10 protein-coding genes are annotated in these 14,648 nt (G+C 56.9%); 7 read left to right on the top strand and 3 right to left on the bottom strand.

What is annotated here, in order from left to right; translation table 11 throughout:
- Positions 1-10 precede the first annotated feature (10 nt).
- From rpoN to npr, 5 genes are all read left to right on the top strand, one after another.
- Complete coding sequence (gene rpoN, locus ACA108_02270; GenBank protein ID XEX96391.1) at positions 11-1,444, top strand: RNA polymerase factor sigma-54; 1,434 nt, start codon at positions 11-13, stop codon at positions 1,442-1,444.
- A 22-nt stretch (positions 1,445-1,466) separates the two neighbouring features.
- Positions 1,467-1,754, top strand: coding sequence for a ribosome hibernation promoting factor (gene hpf / locus ACA108_02265; GenBank protein ID XEX96390.1), 288 nt, complete (start codon positions 1,467-1,469; stop codon positions 1,752-1,754).
- Between the two features lie 84 nt (positions 1,755-1,838).
- A complete protein-coding gene (gene ptsN / locus ACA108_02260; protein ID XEX96389.1) occupies positions 1,839-2,330 on the top strand; it encodes a PTS IIA-like nitrogen regulatory protein PtsN in 492 nt (163 codons plus the stop codon).
- A gap of 53 nt (positions 2,331-2,383) precedes the next feature.
- Positions 2,384-3,238 carry an RNase adapter RapZ gene (gene rapZ / locus ACA108_02255; GenBank protein ID XEX96388.1) on the top strand — a complete coding sequence of 285 codons (855 nt, stop codon included), beginning with the start codon at positions 2,384-2,386 and terminating at the stop codon, positions 3,236-3,238.
- Entirely contained in the window at positions 3,235-3,507 is a 273-nt protein-coding gene (gene npr, locus ACA108_02250) for a PTS phosphocarrier protein NPr (GenBank protein XEX96387.1), read from the top strand. Before rapZ ends, npr begins: the two co-directional genes overlap by 4 nt.
- Position 3,508: 1 nt before the next feature.
- On the opposite strand, the gene mtgA is transcribed toward npr, so the two are convergent.
- The 3 genes from mtgA to ACA108_02235 form a co-directional block, all read right to left on the bottom strand.
- Positions 3,509-4,237 carry a monofunctional biosynthetic peptidoglycan transglycosylase gene (gene mtgA / locus ACA108_02245; protein ID XEX96386.1) on the bottom strand — a complete coding sequence of 243 codons (729 nt, stop codon included), beginning with the start codon at positions 4,235-4,237 and terminating at the stop codon, positions 3,509-3,511.
- A 309-nt stretch (positions 4,238-4,546) separates the two neighbouring features.
- Entirely contained in the window at positions 4,547-6,895 is a 2,349-nt protein-coding gene (gene arcB / locus ACA108_02240; protein ID XEX96385.1) for an aerobic respiration two-component sensor histidine kinase ArcB, read from the bottom strand.
- Between the two features lie 61 nt (positions 6,896-6,956).
- Positions 6,957-7,889 (bottom strand): TIGR01212 family radical SAM protein, encoded by a 933-nt coding sequence (locus ACA108_02235; GenBank protein ID XEX96384.1) that lies wholly within the window; start codon positions 7,887-7,889, stop codon positions 6,957-6,959.
- A 684-nt stretch (positions 7,890-8,573) separates the two neighbouring features.
- Here ACA108_02235 and gltB point away from each other — a divergent pair.
- A complete protein-coding gene (gene gltB / locus ACA108_02230) occupies positions 8,574-13,031 on the top strand; it encodes a glutamate synthase large subunit (protein ID XEX96383.1) in 4,458 nt (1,485 codons plus the stop codon).
- Between the two features lie 9 nt (positions 13,032-13,040).
- On the top strand, positions 13,041-14,459 hold the full coding sequence (locus tag ACA108_02225; GenBank protein ID XEX96382.1) for a glutamate synthase small subunit: 1,419 nt from the start codon (positions 13,041-13,043) through the stop codon (positions 14,457-14,459).
- The last annotated feature ends 189 nt before the right edge of the window (positions 14,460-14,648 follow it).

Raw genomic sequence — 14,648 nt, 5'->3', positions numbered from 1 at the left:
CGCTCTGAATATGAAGCAAGGTTTGCAGTTACGGCTCAGCCAACAACTTGCTATGACTCCTCAGCTGCAGCAGGCTATTCGTCTGCTGCAATTGTCGACGCTGGAGCTACAGCAGGAACTTCAACAGGCGCTGGAGAATAATCCGCTGCTTGAGCAAACCGACCCGCATGAGGAAATCGACGCGCAGGAAGCCCGTGAAGACGAAGCGCTGGATATTCGCGATGCGCTTGAACAAAAAGAGATGCCCGAAGAGCTCCCGCTGGATACCAGCTGGGACGAAATTTACACGGCCGGCTCCCCTTCCGGCGCGGGATCTGACTACAGCGACGATGAGCTCCCGGTCTACCAGGGCGAAACGACCCAGTCTCTCCAGGATTACCTGATGTGGCAGGTGGATCTGACGCCGTTCTCCGACACCGACACCGCTATTGCCACCTCTATCGTCGACGCCGTTGATGAAACGGGTTATCTCACCGTTTCCCTCGAAGAAATTCTTGAAAGCATGGGCGATGAAGAAATCACCCTCGATGAGGTTGAGGCCGTCCTCAAACGCATCCAGCGTTTTGATCCCATCGGCGTTGCGGCGCGCGATCTGCGCGATTGTCTGCTGGTGCAGCTTTCCCAGTACGCCAAAGAAACGCCGTGGCTTAGCGAAGCGCGCCTGATTGTCAGCGAGCATCTCGACCTGCTGGCGAACCACGATTTCCGTAGTCTGATGCGCGTCACTCGCCTGAAAGAGGACGTGCTGAAAGAGGCCATGTGCCTGATCCAGTCCCTCGACCCGCGCCCTGGCCATTCCATTCAGACCGGCGAGCCGGAGTACGTTATTCCCGACGTGCTGGTGCGTAAGCTCCAGGGGCATTGGACCGTCGAACTCAATTCAGATAGCATTCCACGCCTGAAAATAAACCAGCAGTACGCAGCGCTGGGCAACAGCGGACGTAGCGACAGCGATTCGCAGTACATCCGCAGTAATCTGCAGGAAGCGAAGTGGCTGATTAAAAGCCTTGAGAGCCGTAACGATACCCTGCTGCGCGTCAGCCGCTGTATCGTCGAGCAGCAGCAAGGTTTTTTCGAGCATGGCGAAGAACACATGCGGCCAATGGTGCTGGCGGATATCGCCCAGGCCGTAGAAATGCACGAATCCACTATTTCACGCGTGACTACGCAGAAGTATTTGCACAGCCCGCGCGGCATTTTTGAACTGAAATATTTCTTCTCCAGCCATGTGAACACCGAGGGCGGCGGCGAAGCCTCCTCCACGGCCATCCGTGCGCTGGTGAAGAAGTTAATTGCGGCGGAAAACCCTGCGAAACCTCTGAGTGATAGCAAGTTAACGACTATGCTTTCAGATCAAGGCATTATGGTTGCACGCCGCACCGTTGCGAAGTACCGAGAGTCTTTATCCATACCACCGTCAAACCAGCGTAAACAGCTTGTCTGACTCTACTGATAAGGAAGACACTATGCAGCTCAACATTACCGGACAAAACGTCGAGATCACGGACGCACTGCGCGATTTTGTGAATGCGAAGTTTGCCAAACTGGAGCAGTACTTCGAACGCATCAATCAGGTCTATATTGTTTTAAAAGTAGAAAAGGTCACCCATCTGGCGGATGCTACGCTCCATGTTAACGGGGGCGAATTACATGCCAGCGCCGAAGGGCAGGACATGTATGCGGCCATTGACGGCCTGATCGATAAACTGGCTCGCCAGTTAACTAAACATAAAGATAAACTAAAACAACACTGATAATCCGGGTATCTGTTTGCGCCTCGACGGCTCGTTATCCCGTGGTAACGGGCCGTTAGCATTACAGGGTGCTTAGGTGAACTTATGATGAACAACGATTCCGCTCTACAACTTAGTCAGGTCCTTAACCAGGAATGTACCCGCAGCGGTGTACATTGCCAGAGCAAGAAGCGCGCTCTGGAAATCATCAGCGAACTGGCTGCTAAGCAGCTTGGTCTGCCGCCGCAGGTCGTCTTTGAAGCCGTACTTACCCGCGAACGTATGGGCAGTACCGGTATCGGCAACGGCATTGCCATTCCGCACGGTAAGCTTGAGGAAGATACCCTGCGCGCCGTTGGGGTGTTTATACAGCTGGAAACGCCTATCGCGTTCGATGCGATAGACAATCAGCCGGTCGATCTGCTCTTTGCCCTGCTGGTGCCAGCCGATCAGACCAAAACGCATCTGCATACGCTTTCGCTGGTAGCCAAACGCCTGGCGGATAAGACCATCTGCCGCCGTCTGCGGGCGGCGCTTAGCGACGAAGAGCTTTATCAGATCATTACCGAGTCAGAACAGGGTAGTGAAAGTGAATAATCCGGCGGAGCTGACGCTGTCGTTACCGCTAGATACCTCGGGAGAATAAATACATGGTGCTGATGATTGTCAGCGGCCGCTCAGGTTCAGGGAAGTCTGTAGCCTTGCGTGCACTGGAAGATATGGGATTCTACTGTGTCGATAACCTGCCAGTGGTGTTACTGCCGGATCTTGCGAAAACCCTCGCGGAGCGGCAAATCTCGGCGGCTGTTAGCATTGACGTGCGAAACATGCCGGAGAACCCGGAGATTTTCGAACAGGCGATGACTAACCTGCCGGACGCCTTCTCCCCGCAGCTGTTGTTCCTTGATGCGGACCGCAACACGCTGATTCGCCGCTACAGCGACACGCGCCGCCTGCATCCTCTTTCCAGCAAAAACCTCTCGCTTGAAAGTGCTATCGACGAAGAGAGCGCCCTGTTAGAGCCGCTTAAATCCCGTGCCGACCTGATCATCGACACGTCTGAGATGTCGGTGCACGAGCTGGCCGAAATGCTGCGTACCCGCCTGCTGGGCAAACGCGAGCGTGAGCTGACGATGGTTTTCGAATCCTTCGGCTTCAAGCACGGCATTCCCATCGATGCCGACTATGTATTTGACGTGCGCTTCCTGCCGAACCCACACTGGGATCCGAAGCTGCGCCCGATGACCGGCCTGGACCGCCCGGTTGCGGCATTCCTCGACCGGCACACAGAAGTACACAATTTTATTTACCAGACCCGTAGCTACCTTGAGCTATGGTTACCGATGCTGGAAACCAACAACCGCAGCTACCTGACCGTAGCTATCGGCTGTACCGGAGGTAAGCACCGCTCGGTCTACATTGCCGAGCAGCTGGCCGACTACTTCCGCTCGCGCGGTAAGAACGTTCAGTCTCGTCATCGTACGCTGGAAAAACGTAAAACATGACCGTAAAACATACCGTTGAAATCACCAATAAGCTGGGCATGCACGCGCGTCCGGCGATGAAACTGTTTGAGCTGGTGCAGAGCTTTGATGCGGAAGTGATGCTACGTAATGAAGCGGGCACCGAGGCCGAGGCCAGCAGCGTGATTGCGCTGCTGATGCTGGATTCGGCCAAGGGCGGGCAGATCGAAGTGGAGGTCACCGGCCCGCAGGAAGAACAGGCGCTGGCAGCGGTGGTTGCGCTGTTCAACGCCGGTTTTGACGAAGACTAACTTATTTCAAATCAAGCTGCGCCAGGAACGATTCCCCACCCAGCTGGCGCATCTGCCTTAGAATCCACTGCTGGCGCTGTCCCACATAGCCGGAAGGCGCATTCGCTTTAAAGCGAATTGGATTAGGCAGCACGGCGGCAAGCAGAGCGGCTTCCGAGGCCGTTAAACGGCTCGCTGGCTTGTGGAAATAACGCTGCGCGGCGGCTTCAACGCCAAACGTCCCTTCGCCAAATTCCGCGATATTCAGGTAGACGGTCAGTATTCGGCGTTTCGTCCATACCACCTCCATTCCCAGCGTCAGCCCGGCCTCCAGGCCTTTGCGCACCCAGCTGCGCCCGTCCCACAAAAAGAGATTCTTCGCGGTTTGCTGGGAGAGCGTTGACGCGCCGCGAATGCGGGTTTCATTGCGCTCGTTGTGCGAAATTGCTTTTTCGATAGAGTCCATATCAAAGCCCCAGTGCTCCGGGAACTTCTGGTCTTCGGCGGCCATTACCGCCAGCGGCATCCACGGGGAGATTTCGTCCATGCTCACCCAGTCGGAATGGGCAACGTAGCTGAAATCGCCCGTCAGCCAGGCGCCAAGCTGTCGCTCGACCATCACCGCCGAAAACGGCACCGGCAGGAAGCTGAAAAGCAGAATACCTGCTATCCATACGCCGATAACGGCCAGCACGGCGCGCAGGGCCCAGCGCTTTATCTGCATCCAGGTGGAAAATCGTCCTTTCCTCATGCGTTCAGATCCAGCACGCGGACAGCGAATTTACCGTCGTCAAAGTGGCCTGCCGCCACGCCTGTTTTCGTCATTAGTACGTCCCTTTTTCGTCATGCGCCCACCATTATTAGCCTGAATAATTTGGCCGCTGTGGCTCACACATTTTACTGATTCATGTAACAAAGTTTGTAGGGTTTGCTATCTTAAATGCTGAGCATCCCGCGAATTGCAGGCTGCGCAGCCTGATTCCCACCTATAAAAACTCAGCGCAGCCTCCAGGTTTCCCTGGTGTTGGCGCAGTATTCGCGCACCCCGGTCTATCCGGGGTCATTTTTTGCCGTTCACGGCGACCCATGCCCTGAGTACGTCCACGTCGTGCTGCCACTCCTGCTTCAGCTCTTCAATCCATTCACCCACGTTATCAGACCAGGCGGGTAAATCCGGCGACTGGATCTGCTGGGCAACCTGCTGAAGATGACGCAGGCCCACGGAGCCTGCCGCGCCTTTGATTTTATGCCCCTCCTCCACGACACCTTTCTGGTCACGGGCGGTCATATTGGAGTCCAGGATGCTTAAATAGCCTGGCATCATCTTCTCAAACATCGCCAGCCCGTCGGTGATGAGCTTCGGTCCGACCAGCTCCATATATTGTTCGAGCATGGGTATATCGAGTAACGCCTGCTGCTTGCTGCTGTCAACTTGAGTCATTACAGGTTCCTTCTCAGGGTCAGACTGTTGGTTATCCCAGAATTTCTGGATGACCGCCATCAGCGCCGGCACCGCCAGCGGCTTGCTGAGCACGTCATCCATGCCAGCGTTCAGATACTCTTTTTTGTCCTTCAGCACGTTTGCCGTCAGCGCCACCAGCGGCGGCAAATCCTCTTTGGCAAAGCGGAAGTTAAGTTCGCGGGAGATATCCAGCCCGGTCATGTCCGGCAGCTGAATATCCAGCAGGACGAGGTCGTATTCACCGGGCGTAAACTTCTCCAGCGCTTCTTTGCCCGTCATTGCCACGTCAACGCTGTTGCCGAGTTTTTCCAGCACCGAGCGGGCAACAATCACGTTCAGCTCGATATCTTCCACCAGCAGTACGTGCAGCGCGGGCAGCGGCATCTCGTCGTCGTCCAGCGTGTCTTCCACTTCTTCCGCCACGCGCGGAGCCAGCACGGTGAGGGTGAACAGCGCCCCTTCGCCCGGCTCGCTGCTGACGGTAATATCGCCGCCCATGCTTTTCGCCAGGCGGCGGGACACCGCAAGGCCTATCCCGGTGCCTGTGGCAGGCTTGCCGCCCTTGCTGTCTTTCACCTGGTAATACATGGCGAAGATCTTGTCCTGCTCGTTCTGCGGGATGCCAATCCCGGAATCCTGCACCTCAAAACGCAGCTGATTTTCGTTTTCATAGCGTACGCGCACCGTGACCTGCCCGTCTTTCGGGGTAAATTTCACGGCGTTGCTGATGAGATTCCAGAGGATCTGGCGCAGACGGGTGCCGTCGGTCACCACTTTATGCGGCAGCGGAAGAGCAGGCTCCATAACGAAACGCAGGCCTTTCTGCTGCGCCTGCAGCCCGGAGAGGTTTTCCAGGTCCGCCAGGAAGCTGGTGAAGTCCACCTGCTGGTTGTCCAGCTGCACTTTGTGACGCTCAAGCTTATCCATATCGATAATATCGTTGAAGATATTACCCAGCGTGATGGCCGAGACGTGAATTGTTTTCAGATAGTTGGTCTGCTCGGCGTTCAACTCGGTATCAAGCAGGATACGGCTTAAGCCGACGATGCCGTTAAGCGGCGTGCGCAGCTCGTGGCTGATGGTAGAAATGAAGGTGGTCTTATCCCGACTGGCGCGCTCTAACGCGTCCTGGTAGCGCTTACGCTCGGTAATATCGCGTCCAAAGCCCATCAGGCCGTGGCGCTTACCCACGCGGTCGTAATAAGGCACTTTGCGGATTTCAAAGCAGGCTTTGCGCCCGTCCGGGTAATCCAGCCACTGTTCATAGGTCAGAGAAACGTTGTGGCGGAAGACTTTCTCGTCGGTTTCAATGACCTTCTGCGCCGCCTCCGGCGAGTAGACGTCCTGCGGCTTCAGGTTGACCAGCTGCTTTTCGCTTTTGCCGGTCAGCAGCTCCATGGCGCGGTTACAGCCCGAGAACTCTTTGTCTTCGTTGCGATAGAAGACCAAGTCCGGCGAGGCGTCCAGGAAGGAGCGCAGGAAGGAGGACTGCTGCTCCAGCAGGATTTGGGTCTCTTCACGCTCCTGCATCTCCACCTTGAGCTGCTCGAGCATGGTCTGACGCTCGTCCTCCGCCTTCACGCGGTCGGCAATCTCCTGGTTAAGCTGGGCGATGTTGTCCTTGAGCTGCACGTTGAGCTTCAGGTCGCGCTTGCGCATCTCCTCAAGCTTTTCAACCAGCTTTGACAGCCGTTGCCGCGACTCTTCGAGCTGCTCGACAACCACGGAGAGGAAGTAAACGGCCCAGGGCGTGATCAGCAGGCCAAAGAAAATTGAACGCACGACATCAATGCTTTCGACTTCGCCGCGCAGCAGCATGGTGACCGCCATCTGCACAATAATTGCCAGCACCACCAGGGCCGAGGCCAACAGCAGGGAGAAGCGAACCAGCCCCAGCTTCACCATTAAATCAACGTAGTATTGCGCCAGTAACCGGATTTGCTTCATGGATCGTTTCCTTCGCCAACAATCCGCTAAATATACCGCAAAAAGACGTGGCGCTCAGGAATTACGAGACGAGAGTGGGATCCCAGGGGGTATTGAGACCGGAGCCCTGGGGGCCGAACGCCTGCAAATATTTATCGATGGCCGCCATGCCAGCCCAGCGGTTCTCGCACCACAGGGGCGCCAGCAGGGTCGGACGGCGCGCATTGGCGGAAATTCGATGATAGACGACGTCCAGCGGCGTGTGGCGGATCATCTCTCCTGCCGTCACAGCATATTCTTGCAGTTCGATCCCCTGCAAACGCCCCGCCTGCCAGCTCTTCGCCATAGTGCTGCCCTCAACAATGTGCAGCGGATGAAGCTTGATGCCGTCCACGCCCGTCTCCACCACGCGCTGCAGCGTATCCATGCAGTGCTGCTGCCCTTCGCCCGGCAGCCCGACGATAAGATGACTGCATACTTTCAGGCCGCGCAGGCGGGCGCGGCGCGTTGTTTCCTGGTAGCAGGCGAAATCGTGACCGCGATTAATGCGGCGCAGGGTTTTGTCGTGCGCCGTCTGCAGCCCCAGCTCCAGCCAGACCTCATAGCCACGCTCGTGGTATTCACTTAATAAATCCAGAACGCTTTCCGGCACACAGTCCGGGCGGGTACCTACGCACAGCCCGACGATGTTGGTCTGCGCCACCGCTTCCTGATACATCGAGCGCAGCACCTGAACTTCCGCCCATGTGCTGGTATAGGCCTGGAAATAGGCCAGATAGTGCTGGGCGCGGTCCGCGAGCTTCGCCTGATGGGCCAGCTGGTCGGTGATCGACTTATGCTGCTGGGTTTCATCGGCAAAAGAGGCCACGTTGCAGAAAGTGCATCCGCCGCGTCCGATGGTGCCGTCGCGGTTCGGGCAGCTGAAGCCGCCGTGGAGGGAGAGCTTATGGACTTTGTGCCCGTAGCGGCGGGTAAGATCGCCGCCAAACATATTGACTAATTTCTGTAACTGCATAATCTGTTGGGCCGGCCCGAGAAAGGGACGTAGCCTGCCATTTTCTGCACCACGACGCGATGACCTGGATCAAGCGTACTGGCGCAGCTTTAGCTATTGAATAACCATTCACAATTAGTGCAATTCTACGCACGATGCAGATGATTACTTTTCCTTATACTGCGACCTTCTTTTTAAAGAATATGCCCGCCGGTGAAAAACAGTGTCATGCAGTACGCCCACGCCCATTAGCAGCATAACGTGCTGGTAAAATTACTGCTGCCAGCACGGACTGTAATTTCGTTGCCTTTCAGACAGTGAGAGAGATCACAGAACCCGCCTCGTTTACGGGTGCGCCACGCGTGCCAAAACGCTTCGAAAAATCTTTATATTCAACATGATAAGCATCGTTTAGCACAATTACGCATAAATAAGAATGACATTTGACCTGTGTACGCTTTCCCGATAAGTTGGAAATCCGCTGGAAGCTTTCTGGATGGGCCCTGTGCCCGTCATATTTATGCAGTAATTTAGATTCCCTCTAAAGCAAGTCCTCAACGCTTGTGAAACCGATGCAAAGGTCAATTAAGAGGGCGACACGCGAGGTGAGCGTATGACACGCGAAACCCCGTCGCCATGCCCTTTTTACGCCCGTGCGCAGCGGTCCTGGAGTGAGTCACGTAGAGCCTGGGGAGGTTCACTGATATGTTGTACGATAAATCCCTTGAGAAGGATAACTGTGGTTTCGGCCTGATCGCCCACATAGAAGGCGAACCTAGCCACAAGGTAGTGCGTACTGCTATTCACGCACTGGCCCGAATGCAGCACCGTGGCGCGATCCTTGCCGATGGCAAAACCGGTGACGGTTGCGGCCTGCTGTTACAGAAACCTGACCGTTTCTTCCGTATTGTTGCCCAGGAGCGCGGCTGGCGCCTGGCAAAGAACTATGCCGTAGGCATGATTTTCTTAAATAAGGACGATGCCCTGGCTTCTGCCAGCCGCCGCATCGTTGAAGAAGAGCTGCAAAACGAGACCCTGTCGATCGTCGGCTGGCGCGAAGTGCCAACCAATGAAGACGTGCTCGGTGAAATCGCCCTCTCCTCTAAGCCTCGCATCGAACAAATCTTTGTTAATGCTCCGGCTGGCTGGCGCCCGCGCGATATGGAACGCCGCCTGTTCATCGCCCGCCGCCGCATTGAGAAACGCATCCAGGATAAAGACTTCTACGTTTGCAGCCTGTCAAACCTGGTGAACATCTATAAAGGTCTCTGTATGCCGGCTGACCTGCCGCGCTTCTACCTCGACCTGGCGGACCTGCGTCTGGAATCGGCCATCTGCCTGTTCCACCAGCGCTTCTCCACCAACACCGTACCCCGCTGGCCGCTGGCTCAGCCGTTCCGCTACCTGGCGCACAACGGCGAGATCAACACCATTACCGGTAACCGCCAGTGGGCGCGCGCCCGTACCTATAAGTTCCAGACCCCGCTGATCCCGGATCTGCACGATGCCGCGCCGTTTGTTAACGAAACCGGCTCCGATTCAAGCTCGATGGATAACATGCTTGAACTGCTGCTGGCAGGCGGTATGGATATCGTGCGCGCCATGCGCCTGCTTGTTCCACCGGCCTGGCAGAACAACCCGAACATGGACCCGGAGCTGCGCGCGTTCTTCGACTTTAACTCCATGCACATGGAGCCGTGGGACGGCCCGGCGGGTATCGTTATGTCCGACGGACGTTTCGCTGCCTGTAACCTGGACCGTAACGGCCTGCGCCCTGCCCGCTACGTCATTACTAAAGACAAGCTCATCACCTGCGCCTCGGAAGTCGGCATCTGGGATTACCAGCCGGACGAAGTGGTGGAGAAGGGCCGCGTAGGCCCGGGCGAACTGATGGTAATCGACACCCGCGTTGGCCGCATCCTGCACTCTGCGGAAACCGATGAAGAGCTGAAAAGCCGTCATCCGTACAAAGAGTGGATGGAAAACAACGTGCGCCGCCTGGTGCCATTTGAAGACCTGCCGGATGAAGAAGTGGGTACCCGCGAGCTGGATGACGATACGCTGGCGAGCTATCAGAAACAGTTTAACTACAGCGCGGAAGAGCTGGATTCCATCCTGCACGTGCTGGGTGAAAACGGCCAGGAAGCGGTCGGCTCAATGGGTGATGATACCCCGTTTGCCGTGCTTTCAAGCCAGCCACGCATTATTTACGACTACTTCCGTCAGCAGTTTGCGCAGGTCACCAACCCGCCAATCGATCCGCTGCGTGAAGCCCACGTGATGTCGCTGGCCACCAGCATCGGCCGTGAAATGAACGTCTTCTGTGAAGCGGAAGGCCAGGCGCACCGCCTGAGCTTCAAATCGCCGATTCTGCTGTGGTCTGATTTCCAACAGCTGACCAGCCTGGGCGAAGAGTACTACCGCGCCGACACGCTGGACATCACCTACGATGTCACCGAAAAGTCGCTGCACGAAACCGTCAGCGCCCTGTGCGATGAAGCAGAGCGCATGGTGCGTAACGGTACCGTCCTGCTGGTGCTGTCTGACCGCAACATCGCCAAAAATCGTCTGCCGGTTCCGGCACCGATGGCGGTAGGCGCGATCCAGACTCGCCTGGTCGAGAAAAACCTGCGCTGCGACGCCAACATCATTGTTGAAACTGCAAGCGCCCGCGACCCGCACCACTTCGCGGTGCTGCTGGGCTTCGGTGCAACGGCTATCTACCCTTATCTGGCGTACGAATCGCTGGCTCGTCTGGTCGATACCCGCGCGCTGGACAAGAGCTACCGTACCGTGATGCAGAACTATCGCAACGGCATCAACAAGGGTCTGTACAAGATCATGTCCAAAATGGGCATCTCGACTATCGCCTCTTATCGTTGCTCGAAGCTGTTTGAAGCGGTCGGTCTGCACAAAGAAGTTTCTGAGCTGTGCTTCCAGGGCGTTGTCAGCCGTATCGGCGGCGCGGGCTTCAACGACTTCCAGCAGGATCTGCTCAACCTCTCCAAACGCGCGTGGCTGGTCCGCAAGCCGCTGGATCAGGGCGGCCAGCTGAAGTTCGTCCACGGCGGCGAATATCATGCTTACAACCCGGACGTGGTGCAGACGCTGCAAAAAGCGGTGAACAGCGGCGAGTACAAAGATTATCAGGACTACGCCAAGCTGGTTAACGAACGTCCTGTGGCTACGCTGCGCGATATGCTGGCGCTGGCCCCTCAGGGTGAGAGCGTCCGCATTGAAGACGTGGAGCCGGCAACCGAGCTGTTCAAACGCTTCGATACTGCCGCCATGTCTATCGGCGCGTTAAGTCCGGAAGCGCATGAATCTCTGGCCGAGGCGATGAACAGCATCGGCGGAAACTCCAACTCGGGCGAAGGCGGTGAAGATCCGGCGCGTTACGGCACTAACAAAGTATCCCGTATCAAGCAGGTTGCTTCGGGTCGCTTTGGCGTGACTCCGGCTTATCTTGTCAACGCCGACGTTATCCAGATTAAAGTCGCCCAGGGTGCGAAGCCTGGCGAAGGCGGTCAGTTACCGGGTGACAAAGTGACCCCGTACATCGCCAAGCTGCGTTACTCCGTCCCTGGCGTGACGCTGATTTCGCCTCCGCCGCATCACGATATCTACTCTATCGAAGATCTGGCGCAGCTGATTTTTGACCTCAAACAGGTCAACCCGAAAGCGATGATCTCCGTGAAGCTGGTTTCAGAACCGGGCGTCGGCACTATCGCAACCGGCGTGGCGAAAGCCTACGCGGACCTGATCACCATCGCAGGCTACGACGGCGGCACAGGCGCAAGCCCGCTCTCCTCCGTGAAATACGCGGGCTGCCCGTGGGAGCTGGGCCTGGTGGAAACCCAGCAGGCGCTGGTGGCTAACGGTCTGCGTCATAAGATCCGTCTGCAGGTGGACGGCGGTCTGAAAACCGGCCTCGATATCATCAAAGCGGCGATTCTGGGCGCGGAAAGCTTCGGCTTCGGCACCGGGCCGATGGTTGCTTTAGGCTGTAAATACCTGCGTATTTGCCATCTGAACAACTGCGCGACGGGCGTTGCAACCCAGGACGAGAAGCTGCGTAAAAACCACTACCATGGCCTGCCGTTCAAGGTAACGAACTACTTTGAGTTCATCGCCCGCGAAACCCGCGAGCTGATGGCGCAGCTCGGCGTGAAGCGTCTGGTGGATCTGATTGGCCGTACCGACCTGCTCAAAGAGCTCGACGGATTCACCGCCAAACAGCAGAACCTGGATCTCTCTAACCTGCTGAAAACGGCTGAACCCATGCCGGGCAAAGCGGTGTTCTGCACCGAACACAACCCGCCGTTTGATAAAGGCGATTTGAACGCCCAGCTGTTGGGCCAGGCAAAGCAGTACGTGGACGACAAGCAAAGCAAAACGTTCTGGTTCGACATCCGCAACACTGACCGTTCAGTGGGGGCGATGCTCTCCGGCTACATCGCACAGCACCATGGCGATCAGGGACTGGCGGCAGATCCGATTAAAGCACACTTCAGCGGGACCGCAGGCCAGAGCTTCGGCGTCTGGAACGCGGGCGGCGTTGAGCTGCACCTGACCGGCGATGCCAACGACTACGTCGGCAAAGGCATGGCGGGCGGGCTTATCTCCATTCGTCCTCCGGTCGGCTCCGCATTCCGCAGCCATGAAGCGACTATTATCGGCAACACCTGCCTGTACGGCGCAACCGGCGGCAAGCTGTATGCTTCGGGCCACGCTGGCGAGCGTTTCGCGGTGCGTAACTCCGGTGCAATCACCGTGGTTGAAGGCATTGGCGATAACGGTTGTGAATACATGACGGGCGGCATCGTCTGCATCATCGGTAAAACCGGGGTGAACTTCGGCGCAGGGATGACGGGCGGTTTCGCCTACGTGCTCGACGAAGACGGCGATTTCCGCAAGCGTGTTAACCCAGAACTGGTCGAGCTGCTCAACGTTGAAGAGCTGCCGATTCATGAAGAGCACCTGCGCGGCATGATTACCGAGCATGTGCAGCTGACGGGTTCACAGCGCGGCGAAGAGATTCTGGCGAACTGGCCGGCCTTTGCACCAAAATTCACGTTGGTTAAACCGAAGTCCAGTGATGTCAAAGCATTGTTGGGTCACCGCAGTCGTTCCGCAGCCGAGCTGCGGGTGCAGGCGCAGTAAGAGGTCACGATGAGTCAAAACGTTTATCAATTTATCGACTTACAGCGCGTTGATCCGCCAAAGAAACCGCTCAAGATCCGTAAAATTGAATTTGTGGAAATTTACGAGCCGTTCTCAGAAGGCCAGGCCAAGGCGCAGGCAGACCGCTGCCTGTCCTGCGGCAACCCTTACTGCGAATGGAAATGCCCGGTTCATAACTACATTCCAAACTGGCTGAAGCTGGCCAACGAAGGGCGCATCATTGAAGCGGCTGAGCTGTCTCACCAGACCAACAGCCTGCCGGAAGTGTGCGGTCGCGTATGCCCACAGGACCGCCTGTGCGAAGGTTCCTGCACCCTGAACGACGAGTTCGGTGCCGTCACCATCGGCAACATCGAACGCTATATCAACGATAAAGCGATAGAGATGGGCTGGAAGCCGGACCTGACCGGCGTGAAGCAAACCGGCAAGCGCGTCGCTGTGATCGGTGCTGGCCCTGCCGGGCTGGCCTGTGCGGACGTGCTGGCACGCAACGGCGTGAAGGCGGTGGTTTACGATCGTCATCCGGAGATCGGCGGCCTGCTGACCTTCGGCATCCCGGCCTTCAAGCTGGAAAAAGACGTTATGATCAAGCGCCGCGAAATCTTCAGCGGCATGGGCATCGAATTTAAACTGAACACCGAAGTGGGCCGCGATGTGCAAATCGACGACCTGCTGAGCGAGTTTGATTCCGTCTTCCTGGGCGTGGGCACCTACCAGTCCATGCGCGGCGGTTTAGAGAATGAAGATGCGCCAGGCGTTTACGACGCCCTGCCGTTCCTCATTGCCAACACCAAGCAAATGATGGGCTTCGGTGAAACCGTTGAAGAGCCGTATGTGAATATGGAAGGTAAACGCGTGGTGGTTCTTGGCGGTGGTGATACCGCGATGGACTGCGTGCGGACCTCCGTGCGTCAGGGCGCATCGCACGTTATCTGTGCTTATCGTCGCGACGAAGAGAACATGCCTGGCTCCAGACGCGAAGTGAAAAACGCGCGTGAAGAAGGCGTTGAGTTCCAGTTCAACGCGCAGCCGCTGGGCGTGGAGATCAACGCCAACGGTCGCGTCTCCGGCGTGAAGTTCGCTCGCACGGAGCTGGGCGCTCCGGATGCCAACGGGCGCCGGCGCCCGGAAATCGTTGCCGGTTCAGAACATGTTGTTCCGGCAGATGCGGTGGTCATGGCGTTTGGCTTCCGTCCGCACAGCATGCAGTGGCTGGAAAAGCACAGCGTGGAGCTGGACAGCCAGGGCCGCATTCTGGCACCGGAAGGCAGCGATAACCCGTTCCAGACCAGCAACCCAAAAATCTTCGCCGGTGGCGATGCGGTTCGTGGTTCAGACCTGGTGGTAACGGCGATTGCTGAAGGCCGTAAAGCGGCTGACGGGATCCTGAACTACCTGGAAGTGTAATGGCCGTGTCGGATGGCGCTAACGCTTATCCGACCTGCTGACAAAAAGGCCGGAGGACACGTTGCCTCCGGTTTTTTTATGCCGTGAGCAGGCTGCGGTGCACCTTGATAACGACTTTCTTGATGGCGGCGGGCCGCGTGTTGGTATCTGGCAGGGTCAGGGGATAGTTTCGATCGATAAACCTTTGGC

The sequence above is a fragment of the Dryocola sp. LX212 genome (assembly GCA_041504365.1).
In the GTDB taxonomy this organism is placed as follows: domain Bacteria; phylum Pseudomonadota; class Gammaproteobacteria; order Enterobacterales; family Enterobacteriaceae; genus Dryocola.
Note: the sequence above shows the minus strand (reverse complement) of the source record. Positions and strands in the feature narration are given on the sequence as shown.